Origin of the sequence: Pseudoalteromonas sp. Ps84H-4 (assembly GCF_024124645.1) — a bacterium.
GTDB classification, from domain to species: Bacteria; Pseudomonadota; Gammaproteobacteria; order Enterobacterales; family Alteromonadaceae; genus Pseudoalteromonas; species Pseudoalteromonas lipolytica_C.
Genome location: NZ_JAMXSK010000008.1, coordinates 59,182 through 85,381, shown reverse-complemented (window position 1 = coordinate 85,381; position 26,200 = coordinate 59,182). Strand labels below are relative to the sequence as shown.

Here is a 26,200-nt window from a genome sequence, read left to right as displayed (position 1 = left end):
TTCTATCGCGCATGTCACTATTTTCGGCACAAACAAGTATTCGTAAAGCGTTGGCAAATGCGGTCATGCTCGTCACTGCGCTATGCCTGTCTTTGTCGATTTCGATATCGACTTACCTTGACGTTAAAGAACAAAAAGCGTTAATCGTTGACAAAATCACCCTACTTGCAGAAATCATTGCCTACAATGCGCAAGTAACAGTGCTTTTTGATGATAATGAAACAGAAGCAGAGCGTTTAAAACTATTTGAATCTGTGCCTATGATCAAAAATGTGCACATTTATGCTATTGATGAGTTATCAAATAAGCCTAAATTCTTTAGTAGCTTTAACGCAATAAGAACCCCTCCAGTACCAATTAAAGTTAATAATATTGATGAGCTATTAGAACCTCAATTTAAAAACAAAGCGATAGAGCTAATAAAACCTATTGTTTATGAAGGTAATACGATTGGCTATGCCTATGTCCGTGGTGACTTAGAAAGACTAAACCAATATATTAACAAGAAGATTTTTATCGATATTTTGTTGACTCTTTTTGTCTTGGTTATTGTGTATTTTGTTTCTAGACGCATTCAAAAACGCATAGCAAACCCAATCGATAATTTGAGTAACCTGCTGCAAGACGTATCTAGAAACCACAACTACGAAACACGTGCGCAAAAAACCAATGTTGACGAGATCAATCAACTAGCTAATAGCTTAAATATCATGCTTGCCCGTACTCAAAAGCAGATTGAACGCCATGAAAATGACAAGCAAGAAATTAAGCAACTGAACCAAAGCCTTGAAGAAAAAGTAAATCAGCGCACAATCGCCCTACGAGAAGCGAATCAAGAGCTACTCAATACCCTTGAGCGAATGCATCAATATCAAAACCAAATTGTAGAAAATGAAAAAATGGCCTCTCTTGGCCAAATGGTCGCAGGCGTTGCCCATGAAGTTAACACGCCGATTGGTTTAGGTATCACAGGTTCAACATTACTTCGCGATAAACTTGCAGAAATAAACAGTTTATTTGAGCAAAAAACCTTAACCTCATCACACCTAAAGCGTTTCATAGATGATGGTATTGAAAACCTCGACTTAATTTATCGAAACCTTAACCGTGCAGCAGAATTGGTTTCTAGCTTTAAAAAAGTAGCTGTGAATCAAGATGTAGAAATGAGTACCAAAATAAATCTGCATGACTTATTAAGTGATGTAATTATGTCGATGCGATCAGAAATACAATACCGCAACCCAAAAATCATCATCAATTGTAATAGTAACTTTAGCATCGAAACTAAATCTGGACCGTTACAACAAGTATTACAGCAACTGTTAAGCAATTCTGTTATTCACGGCTTTACTGATGATATTGGCAACGAAGTTAGATTTGACGTTGAACGTAATGAGAGCAGCCTTATTATCGATTACTATGACAATGGTATTGGTGTTGATAAATCAATTAAGAAGCGTATTTTTGATCCTTTTGTCACCACTAAGCGAGGTGAAGGCGGAAGCGGTTTAGGTATGCACCTAGTTTACAACCTTGTAACCCAAGCACTTGGAGGAACAATTGTATATGATGAGCTTAATCAAGAAGGCGTGCACTTTATAATCACACTACCTTTGCATGAAGGTGACATGTGATGCGTTGGATGTGTTATTTAGTCGTTCTTTTGCTTAGTGTGAACTCTGCTTTCGCAAAGTCACCAGAGCAAGTTAAGTCTGCATTTTTATATCAGATTGCCAAGTTCACCAAGTTTGATGATCAAGTAGATCCTCCCCCTGTTACATTTTGTTTTTACGATTTAGAAAATGGTCCGGGCTCGTATCTTAAAGAGAAAAATGAACTGCAAATTAACAAAAAACCAATCAAAGTAATTTTAGTGAAAAAAACTCAGCAAATTTCTGAACTTTCTCAAGTTTGTGATATCACATACATTGATGAAACATTAGAAAATGATATACTTCCACTTTGGACCGATACAATTTCATTAAATACTTTAACAATAGGCGAAAGTATTAGTTTTTTAGAAAATGGCGGTATAGCCTCTCTGGTTCAAGAAGGAAATAAAATCCGACTGTATATCAATAAGCAGCACGTATTGCAGCATAACTTTAAAGTGCAATCTCGATTGTTAGCTATGGCTAAGTTTTATCCAAATTGATTTTACTTGTTAACAATTGGATCTAATCCTATAATCTCTAGTATTCGGTTTTGCTTGATAATACCGAATTTTTGTAAATAAAATTTCCGAAAAGGTTAATATACAATGCAAACGCCAGTCATTCTGATCGTAGAGGATGAAGACGTAACTCGACTAAACCTCGTTAGTTTATTTGAAGCTGAAGGTTACAAAGTTATTGAAGCCATTGATGGCGATGATATGCATGACAAGCTTACAAATAATGATGATGTGAACCTTGTAGTTATGGACATCAACCTACCAGGTAAAAACGGGCTAATCTTAGCACGTGAACTTCGTCAAAAACGAAACGTGGGTTTAATTTTCTTAACAGGTCGTGACAACGACGTTGATCGCATTTTAGGTCTAGAAATTGGTGCTGATGATTACATCACAAAACCATTTAACCCGCGCGAGCTAACTATCCGTGCTCGTAACCTAATTTCGCGCACAGCTTTAGGCGGCGAAGAAGCAAATATCGAAACAAACGGTGTTATTACATTTAACGGTTGGGAACTTGATGAAAACAGCCGTTGTTTAACATCTCCAAGTGGTGACGCTAAACGTTTACCTAAAGGTGAATACCGCGCGCTACGCTTAATGCTTGACTCACCGGGCCGTATTTTCAGCCGTGAGCAATTAATCAAGCATATGACTGGCCGTGAGCTTCGCGCTAACGACCGTACTGTAGACGTAACAATTCGTCGTATCAGAAAACACTTTGAAAGCGATAACAGCACATCTGAACTAATCAGCACCATCCATGGTGAAGGCTATCGTTTCATCGGTAAAATCGACAGCTAATTAGAATTAATTTTCTAGTTGTTGTAAAAATAATTGGAGGGCTTCGCGCCCTTCATTTATTTTAACTGCTAGTTCATCAAGCCACTGTTGTAACTCTTCACTACTTTCTTCAAGCGCTCCATGCTCCATCTTCTTAGCGTGTAACTGAACATCGTTTAAGCCTACAGAGCCAGCTGCGCCTTTTAATTTATGCGCCACCGATTTGTACTCTTCTCTATCATCTGCTGCTAACGCATCTGCAAGCTCAGTTTGATATTGTGGGTTTAGCTTATTAAACAGCTCACAACTACGGTTGAAGATAGTTAACCCCATTGAACCAACAAAGTCTTCAATGGTTTCAATATCAAGTAACTCAACGCGGATACCTGACAAATCTTTGACTGACACTGGCTTGATTGTTTCTGACTGACAACTTTTTTGTTGTTTAATATCAAACAGCTCACCAAGCATTTTATCAAGCTTGGTTGTATTAATAGGCTTCGCAAGCGCGCCTTGAATGCTAATACCAGCAAGCTCTTCTTCAGCACTACGCACGTTAGCAGTTAAGGCAACGATTGGTAGGTTATCAAAGTGCTCATCGTCACGAATTTGGCGAGCAACTTCATCACCGTTGATATCTGGCAATTGCATATCAAGTAATACGAGGTCTAAGTCATCTTCTGTGTAGACAAACGACAGCGCATCTTCACCGGTTTCAGCCCAAATAACTTCGTGACCACGCTGCTCAAGTAAATTTGTGGCAATTTCAGCGTTAAGCGGGACATCTTCAACAAGTAGAATGTTTAAACTACGAACCGCATAATTTTGCTCTGTAGGCGCAATACAGAGTTTAAGTGGGATCTCTACCACAAAAACGCTGCCCTCACCTTCTGTGCTGCTTACATGTATTTCACCTTTCATCGCAGTAACCAGTGCTTTTGTTACTGCAAGCCCAATACCTGAGCCAATAGCATTGGTGCCATTGATGTCTGGTGCTTTGTAGTACATGTCAAAAATACGGTGTAGTTGTTCTTGCGGGATCCCCTGACCGGTATCACTAACACGCATCACTAACCAAGGACCATCTGGGCGATTTTCACGAATACATTCAAGCTCAACATGACCTTGCTGTGTAAACTTAACGGCATTATTTATTAAGTTCCATACAACCTGACGTAACCGAGTTGGGTCAAGCGATGCATACACATCCAGCGTGCCTTTTCGTTTGATGTTAAAATCAAGACTCTTTTGTTCAGCAATTAGGCCAGCAAAGTTAACAACATCATTTATAAAGTCAGCTACATTTACTGAGTCAGTAACGATATCTAGCTGCTCACGGTCAATTTTATCTAAATCAATAATATCGTTAAAAATATTACCAAGGGTTTCAGCACTCGAAAACACTGTGTTACACCAACTACGCTGCTGTTTATCTAGCTCGGTATCAAGCAACATGCGTGTTAAGCCTACAATGCCATTCAAAGGCGTTCTAAGTTCATGACTCAATGTGGCAATAAACTTCCCTTTGTCTTTATAAGCTGCTTCAAGCGCTTGTGCGGCTTCTTTACGGCTGGTGATATCACGACCGAAAGCGAGCAAACCAATATATTCCCCTTTTTCGTTAATAAACGGTAACTTACGCATCTCAAACCAGCGCTTTTCACCATTAACGGGATATTCAACATCAAGCGTTAGGGCTTGGTGCGTTTGGGATACTTTTTTGTCGGTGCGCAGTACTTCAGGTAAGTAATTACTTGGGTAGATTTCCTCTACACTTTTGCCAATTAACTCTTCGCCACTTTTTCCAATCACTTGCTCAAACATTTTATTACAGCCAGCAAAGACGCCGTTGTTATCACGGTAATAAAATAAATCAGGAGAGGAGTCGACAATTGAGCGCAATAACATACCTTGTTGGGCTAATTCTTGTTGAGTTTTCTTGCGCTCAGCGATTTCACGTCTGAGCTCTTCAATTGCTCTGTGCTTAGCGTGAAACGCCATTTTACGCTCATCAATCTCTTCATTTAAGCGACTGATATTGTCTTTTAACGTTTGGTTTAATAGTTTTTCTTGCTTAGTGGCACTATCTAAATAGCTATATGATGCTTCGAGCTGGCGAATTGAATTTAGCAGTACCGAAATCAAAATAGGCGATACAACTGCGGTAAAAAACATCACCGCTAAAACATCCACCAAGGTGACAGTACCCACTGCAACATAATAAAACATGCAAGATAAAATCAGCGACATCACTAATAATAAGGCATAGCAAGCCGCAGCGGTCTTAAATTCACCGTATTTAGAAATAAAGCTTGAGAGTGTGCGAGCCCACGGACTCATAGAAGAATCAATCATATATTAAAGCTTAGGCACATAATCGAAAAAAACAGCATAGCTAATTTTATCACTAATCCTTTAGAAATATTCACATTGTGCGATAAACATATAATTTTTTCGCGTATGGCACTTCTTTTTATATTTTTTCATGTAAAATATCGCGCTTTATTAATTGCAAAGAATGAGTATTACCATGCAAACCACAATGCCAGATATTGCTGATACGGCCCCAGCGTTAAAAACGGGTAAGTTAGACTGGGTTGGCATGGGTGAAATTGAACTACCTTTCATTTTTGAAACTCGTAACCAAGCCCCAGTAAATGTAATTGCTAAAGCACGCGCCTTTGTTAATTTACATAAAGAAGATGCCAAAGGCATTCATATGTCGCGTTTATTTTTGGCGCTTGATACCTTATCAACCGAGCAACAAGTTAATCCCCAAACCCTTGCTCAAGCACTTGATGCCTTTATCAGTAGTCATGATGACCTAAGTGACCAAGCACAGATCGAGTTTAAATTTGAGTTGCCTTTGCGCCGCAAATCACTATTAAGTGGTAAAGTGGGCTGGAAAAACTACCCTATCCACTTAATCGCTAAAATAAACCAAGGTGTATTAAGCTTTGAATTAATGGTTGATGTGACCTACTCGTCAACATGCCCATGCTCAGCGGCCCTTGCACGACAATTAATTCAAAATGCATTTAGCGAAAAGTTTGCAGAGCAAGATATTGATAAGCAGACTGTTTTAGAATGGCTGGGCACAACAGATGGAATTGTGGCTACACCACACTCACAGCGCTCAATTGCAAACGTCAAAGTAAAGCTCGACAGCGAAATTGATAGTTTTGATGTGGTTGGCTTGATTGATGCTTTAGAAGCAGAGCTTAAAACGCCTGTGCAAGCAGCCGTTAAACGTGAAGACGAGCAAGAGTTTGCCCGCTTAAATGGTCAAAACCTAATGTTCTGCGAAGACGCTGCACGTAAAATTAAAGGCTTACTCGAAGAGCAAGATTACGCAGATTACTGGCTACAAATAAACCACTACGAATCACTTCATGCCCACGATGCAGTGGCAATTGCTGTTAAAGGAATTGATGGCGGCTACACGGCTTAAAAAATTCAGGTGACTCCGCACACTTAGGCACACTAATTGCTAATTATTTTGAGTGTCAATTTGTTGTTGTGGAGTTACCATATGGAATTCGCTTTATTATCAATTTTAGTTTTAGTCGTAGTAGCCTCTGTTGTTGCGTCAAAGTTTACCGATGAAGGCGGAAACCCTTATCCTTTCACTCGTAAGCAAAGTGTTTTTACGCAAGTAGAGAGTGCATTTTTACATCTTCTTGAACGTGCCGTTGGCGATCAATACAAAATCGTGAGTCGCGTTAAACTCATTGATTTAATTGACTGCAAACAAGGCTTGTCTGTTAAAGCTAAACGCGCAGCTATTGCCAAAGCCAAAAATAAGCAACTAGATTATGTACTAATCGACAAAGACAAACTTACCATTGTTGCCGCTGTTGATTTAGTTAACAACACTAACCGCGATGGCCATAAAGCTCAGCGTGATTGGTTTGTAAGTGGCGCATTAGAAGCTGCGGGTATTCCTCATATTCGTATGAAAGTAAAATCAGGATATCAACCAAGAGAAGTACGTGATGCAATCATGTTCAAGCTTGGTAAGCCTGCGGCAGCACCAATTAGACCAACGCGAAATCGCGTAACTAAGCCAGCTGTATTATCACCATCACAAGCAAAAGCACATTCAACAGCTACAGCACTTGCTGAAATATAAGCTGTCATAAATTTGGCGAAAGCAGACTTTAGGTCTGCTTTTTTGTTTTTCCGCTAGCTGATTCTCGTAACCATACCTGGTTGCGTATATAATCTCGGTATTCAATCTAAGGAATCAAATATTATGCACGTTGGTATTATTGGCGCGATGGAGCCAGAAGTAAAAATTTTACGCGAAGCAATGGCAAACCCAAGCACTATGACTAAGGCTGGCTTTACATTTTACACTGGTGAATTAGCGGGTAATAAAGTTACTTTAGTACAGTCAGGTATTGGTAAAGTTGCATCTGCTGTTGCAACAACACTGCTTATCGATAATTTTAGCCCTGATTGTGTGATCAACACAGGCTCTGCAGGTGGTTTTGAGCCATCATTAAACGTTGGCGATGTAGTTATCTCATCAGAAGTACGTCATCATGACGTAGACGTTACTGCATTTGGCTACGAAATCGGTCAGGTGCCACAAATGCCAGCAGGCTTTGCTGCACACCCTAAACTGATTGAAGCGGCTGAGCAAAGCGTAAGTCAAATTAGTGATGTTAAGACCATGATTGGTCTAATCTGTACAGGTGACTCATTCATGTGTGACCCAGTACGAATTGAAAAAACTCGCGCTGAATTCCCAACTATGCTTGCAGTTGAAATGGAAGGCGCAGCAATTGCACAGGCTTGCCACGTATTAGAAACACCATTTGTTGTTATTCGTTCAATGTCTGACATAGCAGGCAAAGAATCACCGCAATCATTTGAAGAGTATATCGAAACTGCATCTATCAACTCATCAAAAATGGTTGTTGCTCTTTTAGAGAAGCTGACGTCGGTGAGTTTATAAGGTGATTACAAATATTGTTCAAAACCATTTGGACATTATTGTATTTTTTGTGGCGCTCATTGCTGAGCGCTTTTTTCCTTTGGTTAGTTGGTATCATCCTAATACCTTTTTAAGCGTTATTTTTTCTGCTCTTGGTGAGCGTTTATACAGCCCTTCTAACCCCAAAAGTTATCAGTATTTAGCATCAACCTTGGCATTCACCTTCACTGTGTTAGTTATAGTGACACTGGTTGTACTTTTTTTAGAATTTGCTTTTTATCCTGAGCTATTAAACGGCTTAATTTTGTATTTATTACTAAGTAGTCGTGCCCAAGAGAAAAAATCACTGCGGATAGCAAGATTAGTTAAGCTAAATCAAAAAGCGACAGCAAGAGAGCTACTTACAAGCCTTGTTGCTCGTGATGTTTCACGTTTATCGGCTCCTGGAATTTGTAAAGCCACCATGGAGTCACTGGTGCTGCAAAGTGCGCGGCATTATTTTGCCGTTATTTTCTTTTATATAATTGGCGGCGCTATCTTTGCTTTGGTTTATCGCTTACTCACTTTAATACATCAAGCATGGCGTAAGAATCGTAAGCCAAATAACCCGTTTTTAACTACCATAGCTAAACTACTGTTTGTATTAGAGTGGTTACCCATTCGATTATTGGCTTTAACGATTGCTGCAAGCAATGCCAGCAAGCAGAGTATTCATTATATTAAGCACTATGGAAGACACTTTTATCAAACTAATACAGGCTGGCTATTAAGTGTGACCTCTGCGGCATTACAAGTGCAATTAGGCGGTCCGGCGCTATACCAAGAAGAGCGATTTAATAAGATGCGTGTAGGTACCGACCGTTTACCAAATGCTGATGATATTGCCGCTTTAGTGAATCGTTTAAACCAAGCGAAAGCATTTTGGTTACTACTGATAGTCGGGATTGAAGTAATTAGCCTATTCACAAACTAATCAAAATATAAGCACAAAAAAACCAGCCGTAGCTGGTTTTTTTATTTCTATTAGCTTGATTAAGCTAAGGTGATTTTAGCAAACTTACGCTTACCTACTTGGTAAATCTGAGTAGTGCCTTTTGCAACTTCAAGCTTAGTATCCGTTACTTTTTCTTCACCATTTAATTTAACTGCACCTTGCTTGATCATACGCATCGCTTCTGAGGTACTTGCAACAAGATTAGCTTCTTTTAGTAAGTTAGTGATAAACACTGTGTCTTCAGCGATAGTAACTGTCACTTCAGGGATCTCATCTGGTAATGCATTCTTTTGGAAACGCTTGATGAAATCTTGATGAGCACCTTCGGCTGCTTCTTCACTGTGGAAACGTGCAATCAGTTCTTTTGCTAATTCAATCTTGATGTCGCGCGGGTTTGCACCATCAGCAACACGCTGCTTAAGAGCTGCAATTTCTTCGATTGATAATGCACTTAATAAGTCATAGTAACGCCACATTAGCTCATCGCTAATAGACATCACTTTACCAAACATATCGTTCGGCTCATCAGTAATACCAATATAGTTACCTAATGACTTAGACATCTTTTGAACGCCATCGGTACCTTCAAGCAGTGGCATCATAAGCACTGTTTGTGGCTTTTGGCCTTCGTCTTTTTGTAGTTCACGACCCATTAGTAAGTTAAAGCGTTGGTCTGTACCGCCAAGCTCAACATCAGCTTCTAATGCAACTGAGTCCCAACCTTGTACCAGTGGATATAAAAATTCGTGGATAGCAATTGATTGACCATTGGCATAACGCTTTTTAAAGTCATCACGTTCTAGCATACGTGCTACTGTTTGACGCGCAGCCAGTTTAATCATACCTGCAGCACCTAAGTTCTCCATCCAAGTAGAGTTAAATGCAACAGTTGTTTTAGCAGGATCGAGGATCTTAAATACTTGCTCTTTATATGTTTCAGCGTTGGCTAAAACATCTTCACGAGTTAACGGTTTACGTGTCACGTTTTTACCCGTTGGATCACCAATCATACCGGTGAAATCACCGATTAAGAAAATCACTTCGTGACCTAAGTCTTGGAAGGTTTTCATTTTGTTGATAAGAACTGTATGACCTAAATGCAGATCAGGCGCAGTTGGATCGAAACCCGCTTTGATCTTAAGTTTCTTACCTGACTTTAGTTTTTCAACTAATTCGTCTTCAATTAATATCTCTTCTGCACCGCGTTTTATCTCAGCTAGAGCGGTTTGTAAATCCACTGTGTATTACTCCAAAAATTCAGCTACCGGGGCGTGGTGGCCTGTCAGGGTTATAATTATAGAGCTAAAAACTTTAAAATTTAGCTAGTTAGCATCAAAAGAGTGACACTAAAAAAAGCCTAACTTAAATAGTTTAAGAAACAGCCCTGCAGGCAGCGCGCATGATTGTTCTTTATACCGCGTTATTGCATTTTATTGAAGGTACTTTAGTTAACTAACAGCAAATTAGTTTAACTGACGACACATGCTGCAAATTCAACCAAAAAAGTTTAACGCGCAGGCCAATTCTAGCGCAAATTAGCGCCAGTTTAAATCTACAAAACACTGGTATTTGCGCTATTTTAGGTATATCCTGCAATATTAGTAATTAATTTTCTTGACAGCAGAAAAGGCACGTTATGGTTCATGTAGTGCACAAACTCCCCAAAAAACACAAACTGCTCATTCTAGGTTTGGTTTCTGCTATTGCCGGCTTGGCACTTTTGCCTTCTGAAAAAGCCACCGCCTCAAAGGATAACAGTGCAAACGCACTTGAAATTGGTAAACGCTACGAATTACAAGTTAAAGTTGATGATAACGAAAAACTAACTGAACTAAATTCGGAGCAAGCAGCAGCAAAACTTCCAGAATACGAGCTTGTTGATCATGAAGTTCGCAATGGCGATAATTTAGCTCTTATTTTTAAGCGCGCGGGCTTCTCAGCGCAAACTCTGCACAAACTAGTTAACACAAACGCTGAAACGCGCAAGTTAACAAAAATTCATCCGGGTGAAATTTTAAGTTTTGCAACCGCCGAAGATGGCTCATTAGCGCAGCTTCGTTATGTAATTTCAAAAACAGATACCTTATACGTTACATTAAATGACGAAGGTAACTACGATACATCAATCGACAGCAAAGAAATTGAAACTCTCAGCAAGTCTGCCGGTGGTGAAATCAGCAACAGCTTCTGGACATCGGGTATTGCCGCTGGTTTAAGCGAGCGTCAAATAATGAACTTTGCCGATATTTTTGGTTGGGATGTCGACTTTGCAAATGATATTCGTAAGGGTGACCAATTCGGTCTAATCTACGAAACACACTATGTTGATGGTGAATACATTGGTGATGGCAAAATCATTGCAGCAGAATTCATAAACCAAGGTGAACGTTATACAGCGATTCGCCATACTGATGGTAACTTCTATACGCCTGAAGGCCGTAGTATGAAGAAAGCTTTCTTACGCGCGCCTGTTAACTTTAAATATATTAGCTCAAGCTTCAACCCTCGCCGTTTACACCCTGTAACTAAAACTGTTAAGCCGCATAATGGTATTGATTATGCTGCTCGCACAGGTACACCGGTAGTTTCATCGGGTAATGGTAAAGTGATTAAAGCGGGTTACAGCAAATACAATGGTAACTACGTATTTATTAGCCACGGCACTCAATATGTAACTAAATACCTTCACTTGAACAAACGTCTGGTAAAAACAGGTCAAAAAGTGAAGCAGGGTCAAAAAATTGGTACGGTTGGTGCGACTGGCCGTGTAACTGGCCCACACTTACACTATGAATTCTTAGTAAACGGTGTACACCGTAATCCGAAAACGGTCAAACTACCTAAATCAGAGCCTTTACCGCGTGATGAGCTAGCTAAGTTTAAACCGATTGCTGATAACTTCTTAGCGCAATTACAACGTAACCGAGAGTTACAATTAGCGTTAAATAAGTAATTGAGTAAACATTAAAAAAGCCGCTTCAATGATGAAGCGGCTTTTTAGTGCCTGCCACAAAATCAGCCTTAATGACCTTTATTCTCTTCAATAATTGAAAGCAAGTATGAGCTTGCGCAGGCGCGATTCATGCCTGAAATAAAACACAACACAGAAGCTATTATCACCTTAATAAAACATAAATAAGTTGAATAATTAGCGAAATCATCACCAGTGGCCAAATGTACTTTGCGTATTTTGTCGCACCATCAAGCCCCATTTTAGACTGATACTTTTCAAGTAGCGGTATTAGAATAACCAAGGCAACAAAAAGGCATAGTAAGATAATAAAGATATTCATGGTGGCTTCCTTACACAACTATCATTTAACTACAATTTCTTTAGGGTGACCCTAGTCTATAGGCAAAAAAAAGCGCAGTAAAATTACTGCGCCAGTCGGTTGGAAGTAAATCGACTTAGCCAACAATCGCTAACAAAATACCTGCTGCAACGGCACTTCCTAATACCCCTGCAACGTTTGGTCCCATAGCATGCATTAACAAGAAGTTATGCGGATTGCTTTCAAGACCTACTTTATTCACCACACGTGCTGCCATTGGTACCGCTGAAACACCTGCAGCGCCTACTAATGGGTTTATTGGCGATTTAGAGATCTTATTAAGACCTTTTGCCATAAACACCCCTGAAGCTGTACCAATCGCAAACGCTAATGCACCTAACACCAAAATACCGATAGTTTCTACAGTTAAGAACTTATCAGCAGCAAGCTTTGAACCTACCGCTAAGCCTAAGAAAATCGTGGTAATATTGATGATTTCATTTTGTGCACTGTTACTTAAACGATCGACCACACCCGATTCGCGCATCAAGTTACCTAAGCAGAACATACCTACAAGCGGTGTTGCAGCTGGTAAAAACAAGATAGTTAAACTAAGCACCATTAAAGGAAAAATAATCTTCTCTTTTTTCGATACAGTACGAAGTTGTGGCATTTGAATTTCGCGTTCTGCTTGCGTTGTTAGTGCACGCATAATTGGTGGCTGAATAATTGGCACTAGTGCCATATATGAATAAGCCGCTACTGCAATAGCCCCAAGTAAGTCTGGTGCCAATTTAGATGCTAAGAAAATAGCCGTTGGACCATCCGCACCACCAATAATGGCAATTGCCGATGCATCTTGTAGCGTAAATTCAAAGCCAGGAATAAAGTTAAGTAGAATTGCACCAAATAAAGTAGCAAAAATACCAAACTGCGCAGCTGCACCTAACAGCAACATACGCGGATTTGCTATCAAGGCACTAAAGTCTGTCAGCGCGCCAACCCCCATGAAGATCAGAAGTGGAAACACCCCAGAATCAATCCCTATGTGATACACATAATAAAGCAGTCCACCCGGTTCAGATAAGCCTGCAGCAGGAATATTCGTTAAGATCGCCCCGAAGCCTATTGGTAACAATAGCAAGGGTTCAAAATTACGAGCAATTGCTAGATATAACAATAAGCAACCAACCGCAATCATGATCAAGGCAGGAAAGGTAAAGTTAGCGATACCTGTTGCATGCCAGAGATTTAAAAGACCATCCATTCTCTGTCTCCTACGCCAGTGCGATTAATGCATCGCCAGTGGCAACAGAATCACCTTCGGCAACTAAAACTTCAGCAACCGTGCCGGTATGTGCAGCGCGAATTTCAGTTTCCATTTTCATCGCTTCCATAATGATAACTACATCACCTTGGTTTACTGTTTGGCCTGGCTTTACTTTCACTTTGAAAATATTACCCGCCAATGGCGCGTTTAAAGTTTCGCCAGCAGATGCTGAAGCAGACTGAGGAATTAACTCACTGTCTTTTAAAGTCACCTCTTTAAGCTCACCACCTTGTGCTACAACGACATCGTAAACTTTGCCATCAACTTTAACGCTGTATTGCTCAGCTTTTACTGAGTTTGCAGCAGCTGGTTTGCTTTCTGGCTTAGCAACTTCACCTGTAGGAATAGCTTCAAATGCATCAGGATTATTTCGGTTTTTAATAAACTTAAGACCAATTTGAGGAAACAATGCATAGGTGAGCACATCATCAATCACATCATCAGCAAGCTCTAAACCTTGCTCTTTAGCTTCTTTTAATAATTCAGCTTCTAGCTTCTCAAGTTCAGGTTCAAGTTTATCTGCAGGACGACAAGTAATTGCTTCTGCGCCATCTAGAACACGTTCTTGTAGCTCTTTATTCATAGGCGCCGGCGTTGCACCGTACTCACCTTTAAGTACACCTGCGGTTTCTTTGGTAATCGTTTTATAGCGCTCACCAGTCAATACATTAAGTACCGCTTGCGTACCGACAATTTGAGACGTTGGAGTAACCAGTGGAATATAGCCTAAGTCTTCACGAACACGTGGGATCTCAAGTAATACTTGATCAAGCTTATCGGCAGCACCTTGCTCTTTAAGCTGGTTTTCCATGTTAGTTAACATACCACCTGGCACTTGTGCTAATAAGATACGGCCATCAACACCTTTTAGGCTACCTTCAAAAGCAGCATATTTTTTACGAACATCACGGAAGTAAGCGGCAATTTCTTCTAGTTGGTTTAAATCTAGGCCGGTATCTCGCTCTGTGCCTTCAACAATCGACACGATTGTTTCTGTGGCGCTATGACCATAAGTCATACTCATAGATGAAATTGCGGTATCAAGCATATCGATACCTGCATCTATAGCTTTTTGGTAAGTTGCAGTACTTAATCCTGTCGTCGCGTGACATTGCATCGCGATAGGAATAGAGACGGTTTCTTTTAAACCTTTGATTAACTGCTCACAATCATATGGCTTCAATAAACCAGCCATATCTTTAATACAAATAGAATGACAGCCTAGTTCTTCGAGCTGTTTCGCAAGTTTAAGCCACATATCAAGTGTGTGTACTGGGCTTACGGTGTACGAAATAGTACCTTGAGCGTGTGCGCCTACTTTAACCGCTGCTTTAATTGCAGTTTCAAGATTACGTACATCGTTCATAGCATCGAAAATTCGGAACACATCTACACCATTTTTATGGGCTCGCTCTACAAACTTTTCGACAACATCGTCTGCATAATGGCGGTAGCCTAAAAGGTTTTGTCCGCGCAATAGCATTTGCTGTTTAGTATTTGGCATTGCCGCTTTTAATTCGCGAATACGTTGCCAAGGATCTTCACCTAAATAACGGATACATGAGTCAAAGGTTGCTCCACCCCATGATTCAATAGACCAATAACCTGCATTATCAAGTTTTTCAGCCATGGGTAGCATGTCGTCTAAGCGCATACGCGTGGCCAATAAAGACTGATGAGCGTCACGCAATACTAATTCTGTAAGTTTTAATTTAGCCATGTTTAAGCTGCCCCATTATTTTTGTTTATTTCGAAATTGTGCAATTGCAGCGCTGATCGCGGCAATATGTGCCTGAGGCACACCCTGTTGAGGTTGAATTTTTGCTGTTCGTGTTGGCTCTACACTTGTAGGATCATCGAATCGGCTTACAACTTTCGACATTAAAATAACCGCAGATATTAAAATGCTCAGAAAAACAAACACGCCAACCATGCCTGTTACCATTAAGCTGCCTGCAGTTGTGAGCAATTCACCAATATCCATACAACTCCCCTTCGATGATTAAAAATAAAAAATCATTTTTGTTAAATATTTATTCAGCAATAATAACAAACAAAAATAATTTGTATAGCCTATTGTAAATTGGTAAAACCAATTAAACTCAAAATAACATAGAGCACAACTAATTAACACCATACTATTTCAGCAATTAACCTTACGTTATAGATGATAAAAATAATGAATATAGCCATCAGTTATATTAAAACAAACCGACGAAAAGCAAGTTCTGTTCAAAAACCCTGCTTAACAAGGTGTTACAGTAACAACTCATGACAAAGAGTGAAATTGGTCTTACCAATAAAGACAAAACTAAATATAAAATGAATTTAATTAATATGAAAAAATATCACTATGAATAAGTTACACGCTTGATCGTAAAAGTTACCAAAAGAATAACCATGCCCCGCCCACAAAAACCGCTAAGCAACTGAAATATAATGACAATAATGATTGGCATAAAACTCGCTTTAATTAACTCGACCATTTGAAAAATTAATTAGGCAAGGAGACCACTATGTTACGCTGGACCATTACTTTTTTAGTTATTGCATTAATCGCTGCAGTGTTAGGTTTTGGCGGTATTGCTGGAGCCGCAGCAGGCATTGCTAAGATTATCTTTTTCATTTTTTTAGTATTGCTTGTTATTTCGTTAGTGTCAGGTGCTCTTAGAGGCAACGTACCTAAGTAAAGCAAGTTAAAATTTAATTAACCCTATATTTAATTTACAAGGAATTTAGTTATGAAAAATTCAACTTTAAAAGCCGCTACTATCGCCCTATTTTCAGGTTTATTCATTATGGGTTGTGAAGACAACTCAGCAGAGGAAGCCGGTGAGCGTATAGATGAAGCAATCACTGATACACAAAATGCAGTTGAAGATGCATGTGAAGAAGTTAAAGAAGGTGTTAAAGCAGAAGAAACTAACTGCTAATATCACACCTTACGAAAAAAGCGGCCTAGTGCCGCTTTTTTGTGTATGCAAGTTAGCAACTTTAGGTTGCCTACTGCTTGTGTCAAGAAACTCGCTAACTTGTTGGGTTTCACTCCGTTCTAACCTATGTCATATTGGTCGTCATTTATGGCTACACATGTTTTATCACTCATACATAACGGGCTAAAGCCCGACTTACAGCTGCATTAATTGAGAAAATCGCGCGAAATAAATTTCACGCCTACGCGAGCCTCAAGTTAGCAACTTTACTCTTTCCCATAGAAACTCGCTAACTTGTTGGGTTTCACTCCGCTCTAACCTACGTCACGTAGGTCGTCATTTATGGCGACACATGTTTTATCACTCATACATAACGGGCTAAAGCCCGACTTAAAGCTGCATTATTTGAGAAAATCGCGCGAAATAAATTTCACGCCTACGCGAGCCTCAAGTTAGCAACTTTACTCTTTCCCATAGAAACTCGCTAACTTGTGGGTTTCACTCCGCTCTAACCTACGTCACGTAGGTCGTCATTTATGGCGACACATGCTTAATCACTGATATAGTGACGGGCTGAAGCCCGACCTACGACTTACACGTAGATTTAAGAAACATCGCGCGAAATAAATTCCACGCCTACGTGAGCCTCAAACTCGCTAACTTGTTGGGTTTTAATCTGATAGCTGACGGCTGAAAGCTGATGGCTCTGAGTGCGTCTCCGTTCTACCCAACGTTATCACTCACATTCCTTAGTGAGGAGCACGTTTGTCGTTACACTCGCTATATGCCACTGGCCGTCGATAAAACTCACTTTTGCGACATCACTTACGGCAAAATCACCGGGGACATTTAAGCGCGTTAAGTTACTCGCTAACTGTTGTGTACAGTATGGCCCTGTATCACCATGCATCACGAGCACTGGCTTATTGATATGCTTTGCAAAATCGCTGATGGCATCTCGGTATACTTTAAAGGCATCACAATCGGCGCGCTGTGACTCACTGCAAGCGGATTTACTGGTTGGGTGGTAAATATCTGCCTGAAAGCCAAACACATAGGCCTTAGCATCCTGATGAACATGTGCTTGCTTTAGCCAAATGAGATTGTATTTATCACGCATATCGGCGGCATCCAGTGCTACGTTTTTATCACTTTTTAAGATTTGCGAGCGACCATTAAAGGTGCCCGGTATATGCAAGGTACGAAACTCAATGCCATTAAATTGCCATCGGGCATTTTCTGGCATCTCGTTTTGTGTCGCATAACCCTGTAGCCGCTTTGCTTTTTGTGTATAGGCATCGTCGAACATTAAGCCTTTTATAAAACTTAGCCGCTCAAGCTCATCAAAACGCACAGATAGCTTTTCTCGGTCGCAATCGGTCCATTCATTATCACCTGGGGTATAAATAAAAGGTTTTTCGGTCAACGATGTTAGTAACGCCTTGTTAGTTTGCAAAAGCTTATTCGTGCATGCAAGTGAGCCAGATTTCATATCGCCCAAGTGCATCAAAAATTCATGAGGTGTCGCTGCGATTGCCTTGGCAATTTTTCCGCCTTCTGCGAGATTAATTTCATCTATCGGGGTGTATGGCATATCGCCCATAACCAAAAAAGTATTTGTAGTCATTGCAAGTGCTAATGACATTGAACTAACAAACATACAGCTTACACCTTTAAAATACACATACCTTAAGCTCTCACAATGACAACTAAATGAAAACCAACTGCGGCAGATTTTTTCTATCAATGTTAAACTGCCGCCAGCAAATTAAGTGAGCCCACGAATGACATTAACTACAACTTACACATTAGATAAACCGTATTACTACGAGTGCTTTGATGAGTCTTTACCCTACTCATCTCAGGCTAAACCTAAATATCCTCTGTTAGCATTGCTCATAACATTAGGCCTACTAGCCTTTTACCAGTTAGAAAACCATTATTTAGGTAGTTTTATGATAATGCTTGCCGTAGTGGAGTGCTTATCGTTTTATTATAAACGTCCATGGTGGGTGGCCAGACAAATGATGAGTCGTGCTTCAGGTAGTGAAGTAACTATCGTGTTTGATGATGAAGGTGTTAAAGCCGAAAATCCCTATAAACACTATCAACTAACATGGCAACAAATCACAGACATAATTGAGACTGAGCGAGGCTATATTTTGAAAGCTAGTCGAGGTATGCAATACCTGTCTAAAAAAGCGCTAAATGAAGAGATTATTGCAGAACTAAATAAAAGAGCCACTCAATGAGTGGCTCTTAAAATATCTTTCGCTGATTAAACGTTGCCCGGATTTGGGTTAGATTTCTCTGCTTGGATGCGCATGTAGATTTCTTCACGATGTACTGATACATCTTTAGGCGCATTAACACCAATGCGAACTTGATTTCCTTTAACACCAAGAACAGTAACTGTAACTTCGTCACCGATCATAAGGGTTTCACCTACTCTACGAGTTAGTATTAGCATTCTCTTGCTCCCATATTCCAAAAAATTAAAAGATTCCGCGTCAAAAACATTCTAATGAAATCTAGACTTAAAAGTAAGTAAAAACTCTAAATCTTATTCATTTTCAGTTAAAAAAACTTTGTGCAGCGCACGTACTGCCAGCTCTAAATATTTTTCGTCTATTAGAACTGAAATCTTAATTTCAGATGTCGACACCAAAATGACTTTGATGTTTTCTTCGGCAAGCGCATTAAAAAATAAACTTGCTACTCCAGAGTGTGACTTCATCCCCACTCCTACTGCTGACACCTTAGCAACATTGTTTATTCCTTTAATAGAATCTGCGCCAAGCGCAGCCTGATTTAAGGTTAAAACTTCCAATGCTTGTTCAAAATCATTGGTGTGCACAGTAAAAGCATAGTCTATTTTTTCAAAGTTATGATTAACTTGATTAATCATATCAATTTCGATACCAAACTCTGCAAAAAGTTTCGTAATTTTAGCTAGGTTTTCAATCCCATATTGCATTTGATTGATATAAATCAAACTTTCATCACGATTGAAAGCAATACCTGACACAATATTTGCTTGCACTTCCGGTTCCTCAAAACTGATCAAGGTCCCTTGATCTGGGTTAAAACTCGATAGTACTCTGAGCGGTATATTGTATTTTCCTGCCGCTTCTACACTACGAATATGCAATACCTTAGCACCTAAACTCGCCATTTCGAGCATTTCTTCGAAAGTAACATGGCTCATTCGACGAGCATTTGGTTCAATACGCGGATCAGTTGTATATACGCCATCAACATCGGTATAGATCTGACATTCGTCAGCATTAATCGCTCCCGCAATCTCAACTGCTGAAGTATCAGTACCACCTCGGCCAAGTGTGGTGATATTACCTTCAATATCTCGGCCCTGAAAGCCTGCGATTATAGCAATACGGTTGTGCTCAAGCTCATGCTTTAAACGAGTCGCTGCAACCTCTTCAATACGCGCTTTACCAAACATATTGTCGGTGCGAATGTTGACCTGATCAGCCAGCAAACTTACCGCTGAGTGGCCACGTTTAATAATAGCCATTGCCAGTAAAGAAACAGACACTTGCTCACCTGTGGTAAGCAGTACATCAAGCTCACGGGCGCTTGGTCGAGAATCGATTTGTTTAGCGAGTTGAATAAGACGGTTAGTTTCTCCCGACATAGCCGAGAGCACCACCACAACTTGATGGCCTTGCTGCTTGGTTTTTACAACAAGGTCGGCGACGGCCTCAATTCGCTCAATTGAGCCAACTGAGGTGCCACCGAATTTTTGGACGATAAGTGCCACTAGTGGTTAAGAACGCTCAGATAACCAACCAGTTACACTTTCTAAGGCTGTAGCTAGGTTCTCTGGCTGAGTACCACCAGCTTGTGCCATATCAGGACGACCACCGCCCTTACCGCCTACTTGTGCAGCCATGTGATTTACAAGCTCACCGGCTTTCACTTTACCTGTTAGGTCTTTAGTTACGCCTGCAATTAGGCTTACTTTGTCGCCATTAGCTACGCCAAGGGCAATAACACCTGAACCAATCTTCGTTTTCAGGTCGTCAACCATGCCGCGTAGTGCTTTAGACTCAGTACCAGCAACATCAGCAACCAGTAGCTTAATACCGTTCACTTCAACAACAGAGTCAAGTAACGATGCACCTGCCGCGCTTGCTAGCTTGTCGTTAAGCTGTGCAATTTGCTTCTCAAGGCCTTTTGATTTCTCAAGTAATGCCGTTACTTTTTCAAGTACTGTGCTGCTATCACCTTTTACTAGCGCTGCAACATCGTTTAGTTGTTGCTCTTGCTCACTTACATAAGCAACAGCTTCAGCACCTGTTACTGCTTCAATACGGCGGATACCGGCAGCGATACCGCTTTCTGATACGATTTTAAATAAACCGATATCACCTGCACGCTTAACGTGAGTACCACCACATAACTCGATTGAGTAATCACCAATGGTTACTACGCGAACTTCGTCGTCGTATTTTTCACCGAATAATGCCATTGCACCTTTCGCTTTAGCATCTTCGATAGCCATTAGTTCAGTCTCAAGTGCAAAGTTACGACGGATTTCGTCGTTCACTGCGCGCTCAATTTGACGTAATTCGTCTTTTGTAACTGCTTCAAAGTGTGAGAAGTCAAAACGTAAACGCTCTGGGTCAACAAGTGAGCCTTTTTGATTTACGTGCTCACCTAAAATTTGACGTAACGTTTCGTGTAAAATGTGTGTTGCAGTGTGGTTTTTCTTGATGCTATCGCGACGTGCTGCATCAATGGTTGCCTCTGCTTTGTCGTTTGTACCAATGCGGCCTTGTACACGACCATGGTGCGCAAATGCATTTCCAAGCTTAGTGGTGTTAGTAACGACAAACTCACCGCCAGCAACTTTTAACACACCGGTATCACCAACCTGACCACCTGATTCAGCATAGAACGGTGTGCGGTCAAGGATTGCGATACCTTCTTGACCATCTTCAAGTACAGAAACAGATTGACCTTCATGGAACAGCTCAACCACAGTACCTGTGTAATGCTCTGCATCGTAACCTTTAAAGTCTGTGTGTTTTTCAGACTTAAGTTGTTGGTTGTAATCAGCACCAAACTTACCAGCTTGCTGTGCTTGCTTACGTTGCACTGCCATGCACTCTTGGAAGCCGTGCTCATCAATGGTCATAAAACGCTCACGCGCCACGTCTGCCGTTAAATCAGCAGGGAAACCATAAGTGTCGTAAAGCTTGAATACTAAATCACCCGGGATCACATCACCTTTGATGTCTGCTAGGCTTTCTTCAAGAATTGCCAGACCACGCTCAAGTGTTTTACCAAACTGCTCTTCTTCAATACGTAGTACTTTTTCGATAATTTCTTGTTGCTTAGCAAGCTCTGGGTACGCTTGACCCATTTGCTCAATTAACGCAGCAACTAGCTTATAGAAGAATGCGCCTTTCGCGCCTAACTTGTTACCGTGACGAACCGCACGACGAATAATACGACGTAGTACATAACCACGGCCTTCATTAGATGGCATAACGCCGTCAGATACTAAGAATGCACATGAACGAATGTGGTCAGCCACAACGCGTAACGATTTATCATCTAAGTCTTGTGCGTTAGTCACTTTAGCCGCAGCTGCAATGAGTGCTTGGAATAAATCGATTTCGTAGTTTGAGTGCACGCCTTGTAAAATTGCAGAGATACGCTCAAGACCCATACCTGTATCAACAGACTGCTTAGGAAGCGGCTCCATTGTACCGTCGGCATGGCGGTTAAACTGCATGAATACTAGGTTCCAGATCTCAATGAAACGGTCACCGTCTTCTTCTGGTGAACCTGGAGGACCACCCCAAATGTGCTCACCGTGATCGTAAAATATTTCAGAACATGGACCACACGGACCCGTATCGCCCATTGACCAGAAGTTATCGCTAGTTGCAATGCGAATAATGCGGTCTTCACTCAGACCTACTTCTTTATGCCAAATGTTGAAAGCATCTTCGTCATCGTGATAAATGGTAACAAGTAGCTTTTCTTGCGGAAGTTTTACAACTTCAGTTAAAAATTCCCAAGCAAACTTAATTGCGTCTTGCTTGAAATAATCACCAAAGCTGAAGTTACCTAACATTTCAAAGAATGTATGGTGACGTGCTGTGTAACCTACGTTTTCAAGGTCGTTATGTTTACCACCGGCACGTACACAACGTTGTGAGCTGGTTGCACGTGAATAAGGGCGGCTTTCCGCACCTAAAAATACATCTTTAAATTGCACCATACCGGCATTATTGAATAATAACGTGGCATCGTTACCCGGGATCAGCGAGCTTGAAGGAACAATTTGGTGTTGTTTAGAGGCAAAAAAGTCTAAGAACTGTTGCCTGATCTGTGCGGTAGTCATATGCTGCATGTGAAAATCTCACCCGTTTATTGCTGTGCTTGCATTGCAAAATCAATTTGTTCGTAATTAAAGCCTCGATACATCAAGTAGCGAACACGTTTCGCTTTTTCTTTCTGGTCGAGTTCTTTACCTGAATTTGAAAACTTCTTTAAATATGCGTCCTGTGCGAGTTCAAACCAATCGATTTCGAACTCTTCGAGCGTCTTATCTAATAATGCTCGGTCTATCCCCTTTGCCATCGCTTCGCTCTGAATGCGTTTTGCACCATGATACTTTGCTAAATGGCGGCGTACAAACCCTTCACAATAGCGCTGCTCGTTAATAAAGTTGTGTGACTCACACCAATCTAACAAACGCTCTGTGAACTCTGGCGTCGCCTCTTTTTGCTGTAACTTTCGGGTTAGATCCCGACGCGAATAATCTTGTCGAGATAGTAACCAAAGTACGTAATTCTTTAACTTTTGTTCTTTATCATCCATTACGCGTCAAAACGTCCTGATTGCGACGGTGATTCAGGCGCATTAGCTTGGTCATCACTTTTTGGTACAACCGGCATAAAAATAGCCTGAAATGACACGAAGAAACTAATGTAACAAATTGGCATTAAAACCAATAGAGGAATAAACGATAAAGGAATACAGATCACCATTAACACGGCACAAATAAGGCCATACACACTCAGTGGTGCCATATTTTTATAAAATACCATAAAAGAGGTTTTTAACACCGCAAACATGTTGCTTTGCTTTTGAAAGTAGACCAAAGGTACTGCGTAGGCAAAAGCCGTTAAATACACACAGATAGCCAATAAAAATACCGCAACTTGCCCCATAGAAATGGTCGCTAATAAATCAGCCAAATGAGCTTGATTTTGAGGGTCAAAAGTCTGACTCGAGATAACAGCGTAAGCATCTGCAAAGATAAAATTAGACAGTAATGCCAATAAAATACCCGCCGCCATCTGATACACAGCGACTCGCACTAAACCAATACGGTTTCCTTTGTTGCTAAATGGCTTAAAAATATCAGCTTGGCTGATAGTGCCACCTTGTTGTTTTGTGAGCACAGCTTGATAAAACCCCGCCATTAAAAACGGCGTCACAAACGCACCAACAACTTGCAATAGAGGCAGTACTAGCGCCAAAAAGCTAATTACCACTATTAGCAGATGCATTAAGATAAAAGTAAACGGTTGCAGCTTAAAGATTTCCCAGCCTGCTTTAAACCACTTTACGCCTGCACCAGCTTTAAAAACACGAACTTCGATTGACATAATTTCTCATTCAATAACGACAAAACGCACCGAGTATAACTGGGTGCGCTACTTGTTTATAGTCACCTGTTGTGAAATTTATTCAGGCTTTTTAATTTTTTTAATATCAAGCATGTGCGAACCATGTTTGATTTTCGTTTCGAGGTAAGCACGATTGCCTACTACACCTGCTTTAATATGAGCGTGCGTGCCCACAACAGAGTCAACCTCAATGCCTGCATCACGCAGTGCTTTAAGTTTATTTGGGTTATTGGTCATTAACTTAACGTGCTTTTGCCCAAGAGCCTCTAACATTAAAACCGCATCTGAAAAGTCACGTAAATCATCAGCAAAACCCAAGTGGTTATTCGCCTCGTAAGTATTCATGCCTTGTGACTGCAATACGTAAGCATCTATCTTATTGTATAAACCAATGCCACGGCCCTCTTGGCGTAAGTACAGTAAAATGCCGCCTTGCTGATGCATCATTTCGATACACTCATTTAATTGTTCACCACAATCGCAACGTGACGAGTGAAATACATCGCCAGTTAAACACTCTGAATGCATGCGAATTAATGGCACATCTTGCTCAGTGTCGGCTTGATTAAATACTAATGCCACATGCTCTTGACCATCTTTTAAACCACTAAAAGATACGATTTCTGCAGGAATATCACTGTTTTTGCCAACATTTAGCTGGACTCTTGCTCTTACTTGCGCCACGACAAATCCAAAATTAAAAAATAAATGCGATACTGCAAATGTGATTACAACAGCTTGAAGGTTGTAAGAATGCAACATACGACGAGTGATAACTAATATTGAGGCAGTTACCAGCAATTCAAGTATTATACACTCAAACCACTTGAAGATACGAGCTTTGCACTATGAAAGCCGGGGTTTTTACTGCAACAAATAATCTAAAAACATAAACACAAAGCAAGCATTGATGCATCTAAAGCGATTTGATACCTTGTACCTAGTTATGATAACCATTATCATTAACTTGTATCAGTTATCATCCAAAGACTGGGCAGAAATAATAAGGATTATTATGAAAAAGAGCTCACTTGCCTTATGCATTGCATTACTATTTAGTCAGCAAGGCATTGCCAATGAAACGACCGCGCAAGAATTTAACGACACCTATCGCGCTTATGTCGCCGCTGTAGAAAACCAACAAGACAGCAGCGAACTTGCTAAAAAAGCATTTGAGTTAGGTAAAGAGGTTTATGGCGAAAGCGCCGACAACACCGCAAATCTTGCCATTAACTATGCAAACAGCCTAGATAAAAGCGAACAAGAACAACGCTTTGAGTTATATCGCACAGCCTACGAAATACTCGAAAAAAACCACGGCAAGCTAAGTGTGCAAGTGTATGATTCATTAATCGGCATGGCAGAATCAACTCCCTCTGCTAAGCGCGCTGATACGTATCTTGATGATGTCATTGCTATTGCTGAAAAACAAAACTCAGCCAAACTTGTTGCTGATGCAAAAATGACCGCTGCTCGTATCCTTGCTTACAAAGGAACTGGCGAGCGCTATTACACAGCAAAGGAATATCTTGAAGAAGCCGATAAGTACTACCAAGAAAACTTACCTGATAACGCTGTCGATCGTATTAGCGCTGACTTCTTGGTTGCCGCATTTGCAGAAAGCCAACGTAAATACAGCACAGCCATTGAACGTTTAAATCATGTAGTAAGCGTGTTTGATAAAGAGCTAGACTTTGATCACAAAACGGAACTCGATGCCCATTCCAAGCTGGTTCACTTATACGAAAAAACAGGTAAAAGTGACGAAGCAACCAAACATTGTATAGCGATTGCGAAAATGGTGCCTTGGAAAGAAAGCCAAGAACAAGAGCCGTTATACCGTGTGCCACCTAAATACCCAATGTCAAAAGCTCAACGTATGGAGGATGGCAGTGTCGTGATGGAATTTGAAGTCACCCCGTCAGGCTTTGTAGACAACATAACTGTGGTTGATTCTGAAGGTGGTACTGCGTTTGAAAGAGAAGCGGTTAAAGCAATGAAAAAATGGCGTTATGCGCCTAAGTTTGAAAATGGTCAAGCTATTGCTGCGACTTCTCGGGTGCAATTAGATTTTAAAATCAACTAATAAAATGAAGGGTC

25 protein-coding genes are annotated in these 26,200 nt (G+C 40.6%); 12 read left to right on the top strand and 13 right to left on the bottom strand.

Features of this window, described 5'->3' with window-relative positions; genetic code table 11:
- The first annotated feature begins 11 nt into the window (after nt 1-11).
- The 3 genes from NH454_RS09380 (at nt 12) to arcA (ending at nt 2,977) form a co-directional block, all read left to right on the top strand.
- A complete protein-coding gene (locus NH454_RS09380; RefSeq protein WP_135925829.1) occupies nt 12-1,634 on the top strand; it encodes an ATP-binding protein in 1,623 nt (540 codons plus the stop codon).
- Complete coding sequence (locus tag NH454_RS09375; protein WP_138558647.1) at nt 1,634-2,155, top strand: YfiR family protein; 522 nt, start codon at nt 1,634-1,636, stop codon at nt 2,153-2,155. Before NH454_RS09380 ends, NH454_RS09375 begins: the two co-directional genes overlap by 1 nt.
- A gap of 105 nt (nt 2,156-2,260) precedes the next feature.
- A complete protein-coding gene (gene arcA, locus NH454_RS09370; RefSeq protein ID WP_054551295.1) occupies nt 2,261-2,977 on the top strand; it encodes a two-component system response regulator ArcA in 717 nt (238 codons plus the stop codon).
- Nucleotides 2,978-2,983: 6 nt separating this feature from the next.
- Here arcA and arcB read toward each other — a convergent pair whose 3' ends face one another.
- Nucleotides 2,984-5,311: an aerobic respiration two-component sensor histidine kinase ArcB gene (gene arcB / locus NH454_RS09365; protein ID WP_253038844.1), complete on the bottom strand. Its 2,328-nt coding sequence runs from the start codon at nt 5,309-5,311 to the stop codon at nt 2,984-2,986.
- 175 nt (nt 5,312-5,486) lie between these two features.
- Here arcB and folE2 point away from each other — a divergent pair, with 175 nt between their 5' ends.
- The 4 genes from folE2 to ampE all read left to right on the top strand — a co-directional run bounded on the left by folE2 (nt 5,487) and on the right by ampE (nt 8,871).
- Nucleotides 5,487-6,407, top strand: a complete 921-nt coding sequence (gene folE2 / locus NH454_RS09360) for a GTP cyclohydrolase FolE2 (protein WP_253038842.1) — start codon at nt 5,487-5,489, stop codon at nt 6,405-6,407.
- An 81-nt stretch (nt 6,408-6,488) separates the two neighbouring features.
- Nucleotides 6,489-7,088 (top strand): DUF2726 domain-containing protein, encoded by a 600-nt coding sequence (locus NH454_RS09355; RefSeq protein ID WP_135925833.1) that lies wholly within the window; start codon nt 6,489-6,491, stop codon nt 7,086-7,088.
- Between the two features lie 123 nt (nt 7,089-7,211).
- Nucleotides 7,212-7,919, top strand: a complete 708-nt coding sequence (mtnN, locus tag NH454_RS09350) for a 5'-methylthioadenosine/S-adenosylhomocysteine nucleosidase (RefSeq protein WP_135925834.1) — start codon at nt 7,212-7,214, stop codon at nt 7,917-7,919.
- 1 nt (nt 7,920) lies between these two features.
- Nucleotides 7,921-8,871, top strand: coding sequence for a regulatory signaling modulator protein AmpE (ampE, locus tag NH454_RS09345; RefSeq protein ID WP_253038840.1), 951 nt, complete (start codon nt 7,921-7,923; stop codon nt 8,869-8,871).
- A 59-nt stretch (nt 8,872-8,930) separates the two neighbouring features.
- Here the strand turns inward: ampE and tyrS are convergent, their stop codons facing one another.
- The gene (tyrS, locus tag NH454_RS09340) at nt 8,931-10,130 is read right to left on the bottom strand and encodes a tyrosine--tRNA ligase (protein ID WP_135925836.1); all 1,200 of its coding nucleotides are present in this window, start codon (nt 10,128-10,130) and stop codon (nt 8,931-8,933) included.
- 398 nt (nt 10,131-10,528) lie between these two features.
- Between tyrS and NH454_RS09335 the strand changes: the two genes are divergently transcribed.
- The gene (locus tag NH454_RS09335) at nt 10,529-11,845 is read left to right on the top strand and encodes a peptidoglycan DD-metalloendopeptidase family protein (protein ID WP_135925837.1); all 1,317 of its coding nucleotides are present in this window, start codon (nt 10,529-10,531) and stop codon (nt 11,843-11,845) included.
- Nucleotides 11,846-12,008: 163 nt separating this feature from the next.
- Here the strand turns inward: NH454_RS09335 and NH454_RS09330 are convergent, their stop codons facing one another.
- From NH454_RS09330 to NH454_RS09315, 4 genes are all read right to left on the bottom strand, one after another.
- Nucleotides 12,009-12,185: a hypothetical protein gene (locus NH454_RS09330; RefSeq protein ID WP_165385086.1), complete on the bottom strand. Its 177-nt coding sequence runs from the start codon at nt 12,183-12,185 to the stop codon at nt 12,009-12,011.
- Nucleotides 12,186-12,300: 115 nt separating this feature from the next.
- Complete coding sequence (locus tag NH454_RS09325) at nt 12,301-13,431, bottom strand: sodium ion-translocating decarboxylase subunit beta (protein ID WP_135925838.1); 1,131 nt, start codon at nt 13,429-13,431, stop codon at nt 12,301-12,303.
- A gap of 10 nt (nt 13,432-13,441) precedes the next feature.
- Nucleotides 13,442-15,214 (bottom strand): sodium-extruding oxaloacetate decarboxylase subunit alpha, encoded by a 1,773-nt coding sequence (gene oadA / locus NH454_RS09320; RefSeq protein ID WP_138558651.1) that lies wholly within the window; start codon nt 15,212-15,214, stop codon nt 13,442-13,444.
- A gap of 15 nt (nt 15,215-15,229) precedes the next feature.
- On the bottom strand, nt 15,230-15,478 hold the full coding sequence (locus NH454_RS09315; protein WP_135925840.1) for an OadG family transporter subunit: 249 nt from the start codon (nt 15,476-15,478) through the stop codon (nt 15,230-15,232).
- Nucleotides 15,479-16,010: 532 nt separating this feature from the next.
- On the opposite strand from NH454_RS09315, the gene NH454_RS09310 reads away from it, so the two are divergent.
- Nucleotides 16,011-16,184 carry a DUF1328 family protein gene (locus NH454_RS09310; protein WP_064485886.1) on the top strand — a complete coding sequence of 58 codons (174 nt, stop codon included), beginning with the start codon at nt 16,011-16,013 and terminating at the stop codon, nt 16,182-16,184.
- 51 nt (nt 16,185-16,235) lie between these two features.
- Nucleotides 16,236-16,427, top strand: coding sequence for a hypothetical protein (locus NH454_RS09305; protein WP_135925841.1), 192 nt, complete (start codon nt 16,236-16,238; stop codon nt 16,425-16,427).
- A 736-nt stretch (nt 16,428-17,163) separates the two neighbouring features.
- Here the strand turns inward: NH454_RS09305 and NH454_RS09300 are convergent.
- A complete protein-coding gene (locus NH454_RS09300; RefSeq protein WP_253038838.1) occupies nt 17,164-18,087 on the bottom strand; it encodes a hypothetical protein in 924 nt (307 codons plus the stop codon).
- A gap of 124 nt (nt 18,088-18,211) precedes the next feature.
- Here NH454_RS09300 and NH454_RS09295 point away from each other — a divergent pair, with 124 nt between their 5' ends.
- Nucleotides 18,212-18,679: a YcxB family protein gene (locus NH454_RS09295; RefSeq protein WP_199526247.1), complete on the top strand. Its 468-nt coding sequence runs from the start codon at nt 18,212-18,214 to the stop codon at nt 18,677-18,679.
- 26 nt (nt 18,680-18,705) lie between these two features.
- On the opposite strand, the gene csrA is transcribed toward NH454_RS09295, so the two are convergent.
- The 6 genes from csrA to ribA form a co-directional block, all read right to left on the bottom strand.
- Nucleotides 18,706-18,897: a carbon storage regulator CsrA gene (gene csrA, locus NH454_RS09290; protein WP_036970495.1), complete on the bottom strand. Its 192-nt coding sequence runs from the start codon at nt 18,895-18,897 to the stop codon at nt 18,706-18,708.
- Between the two features lie 93 nt (nt 18,898-18,990).
- The gene (locus NH454_RS09285; protein ID WP_253038836.1) at nt 18,991-20,208 is read right to left on the bottom strand and encodes an aspartate kinase; all 1,218 of its coding nucleotides are present in this window, start codon (nt 20,206-20,208) and stop codon (nt 18,991-18,993) included.
- Between the two features lie 6 nt (nt 20,209-20,214).
- Complete coding sequence (alaS, locus tag NH454_RS09280; protein ID WP_135925845.1) at nt 20,215-22,815, bottom strand: alanine--tRNA ligase; 2,601 nt, start codon at nt 22,813-22,815, stop codon at nt 20,215-20,217.
- A 17-nt stretch (nt 22,816-22,832) separates the two neighbouring features.
- Nucleotides 22,833-23,285: a regulatory protein RecX gene (locus NH454_RS09275; protein ID WP_135925846.1), complete on the bottom strand. Its 453-nt coding sequence runs from the start codon at nt 23,283-23,285 to the stop codon at nt 22,833-22,835.
- Nucleotides 23,285-24,079 (bottom strand): BPSS1780 family membrane protein, encoded by a 795-nt coding sequence (locus NH454_RS09270; protein WP_138558654.1) that lies wholly within the window; start codon nt 24,077-24,079, stop codon nt 23,285-23,287. The genes NH454_RS09275 and NH454_RS09270 overlap by 1 nt, the downstream gene beginning before the upstream one ends.
- Before the next feature lie 78 nt (nt 24,080-24,157).
- Nucleotides 24,158-24,784: a GTP cyclohydrolase II gene (gene ribA / locus NH454_RS09265; protein WP_135925848.1), complete on the bottom strand. Its 627-nt coding sequence runs from the start codon at nt 24,782-24,784 to the stop codon at nt 24,158-24,160.
- Nucleotides 24,785-25,115: 331 nt separating this feature from the next.
- Here ribA and NH454_RS09260 point away from each other — a divergent pair, with 331 nt between their 5' ends.
- On the top strand, nt 25,116-26,186 hold the full coding sequence (locus NH454_RS09260) for an energy transducer TonB (RefSeq protein ID WP_253038835.1): 1,071 nt from the start codon (nt 25,116-25,118) through the stop codon (nt 26,184-26,186).
- The last annotated feature ends 14 nt before the right edge of the window (nt 26,187-26,200 follow it).

Coding starts and splice junctions, on each gene's coding strand:
- NH454_RS09315 (WP_135925840.1), bottom strand. CDS start 15,478: ATGGATATTGGTGAATTGCTCACAACTGCAGGCAGCTTAATGGTAACA.
- NH454_RS09260 (WP_253038835.1), top strand. CDS start 25,116: ATGAAAAAGAGCTCACTTGCCTTATGCATTGCATTACTATTTAGTCAG.
- arcA (WP_054551295.1), top strand. CDS start 2,261: ATGCAAACGCCAGTCATTCTGATCGTAGAGGATGAAGACGTAACTCGA.
- NH454_RS09335 (WP_135925837.1), top strand. CDS start 10,529: ATGGTTCATGTAGTGCACAAACTCCCCAAAAAACACAAACTGCTCATT.
- NH454_RS09330 (WP_165385086.1), bottom strand. CDS start 12,185: ATGAATATCTTTATTATCTTACTATGCCTTTTTGTTGCCTTGGTTATT.
- NH454_RS09355 (WP_135925833.1), top strand. CDS start 6,489: ATGGAATTCGCTTTATTATCAATTTTAGTTTTAGTCGTAGTAGCCTCT.
- NH454_RS09295 (WP_199526247.1), top strand. CDS start 18,212: ATGACATTAACTACAACTTACACATTAGATAAACCGTATTACTACGAG.
- NH454_RS09300 (WP_253038838.1), bottom strand. CDS start 18,087: ATGTTTGTTAGTTCAATGTCATTAGCACTTGCAATGACTACAAATACT.
- NH454_RS09305 (WP_135925841.1), top strand. CDS start 16,236: ATGAAAAATTCAACTTTAAAAGCCGCTACTATCGCCCTATTTTCAGGT.
- NH454_RS09325 (WP_135925838.1), bottom strand. CDS start 13,431: ATGGATGGTCTTTTAAATCTCTGGCATGCAACAGGTATCGCTAACTTT.
- folE2 (WP_253038842.1), top strand. CDS start 5,487: ATGCAAACCACAATGCCAGATATTGCTGATACGGCCCCAGCGTTAAAA.
- NH454_RS09270 (WP_138558654.1), bottom strand. CDS start 24,079: ATGTCAATCGAAGTTCGTGTTTTTAAAGCTGGTGCAGGCGTAAAGTGG.
- alaS (WP_135925845.1), bottom strand. CDS start 22,815: ATGCAGCATATGACTACCGCACAGATCAGGCAACAGTTCTTAGACTTT.
- NH454_RS09380 (WP_135925829.1), top strand. CDS start 12: ATGTCACTATTTTCGGCACAAACAAGTATTCGTAAAGCGTTGGCAAAT.
- oadA (WP_138558651.1), bottom strand. CDS start 15,214: ATGGCTAAATTAAAACTTACAGAATTAGTATTGCGTGACGCTCATCAG.
- NH454_RS09275 (WP_135925846.1), bottom strand. CDS start 23,285: ATGGATGATAAAGAACAAAAGTTAAAGAATTACGTACTTTGGTTACTA.
- arcB (WP_253038844.1), bottom strand. CDS start 5,311: ATGATTGATTCTTCTATGAGTCCGTGGGCTCGCACACTCTCAAGCTTT.
- NH454_RS09310 (WP_064485886.1), top strand. CDS start 16,011: ATGTTACGCTGGACCATTACTTTTTTAGTTATTGCATTAATCGCTGCA.
- csrA (WP_036970495.1), bottom strand. CDS start 18,897: ATGCTAATACTAACTCGTAGAGTAGGTGAAACCCTTATGATCGGTGAC.
- mtnN (WP_135925834.1), top strand. CDS start 7,212: ATGCACGTTGGTATTATTGGCGCGATGGAGCCAGAAGTAAAAATTTTA.
- NH454_RS09375 (WP_138558647.1), top strand. CDS start 1,634: ATGCGTTGGATGTGTTATTTAGTCGTTCTTTTGCTTAGTGTGAACTCT.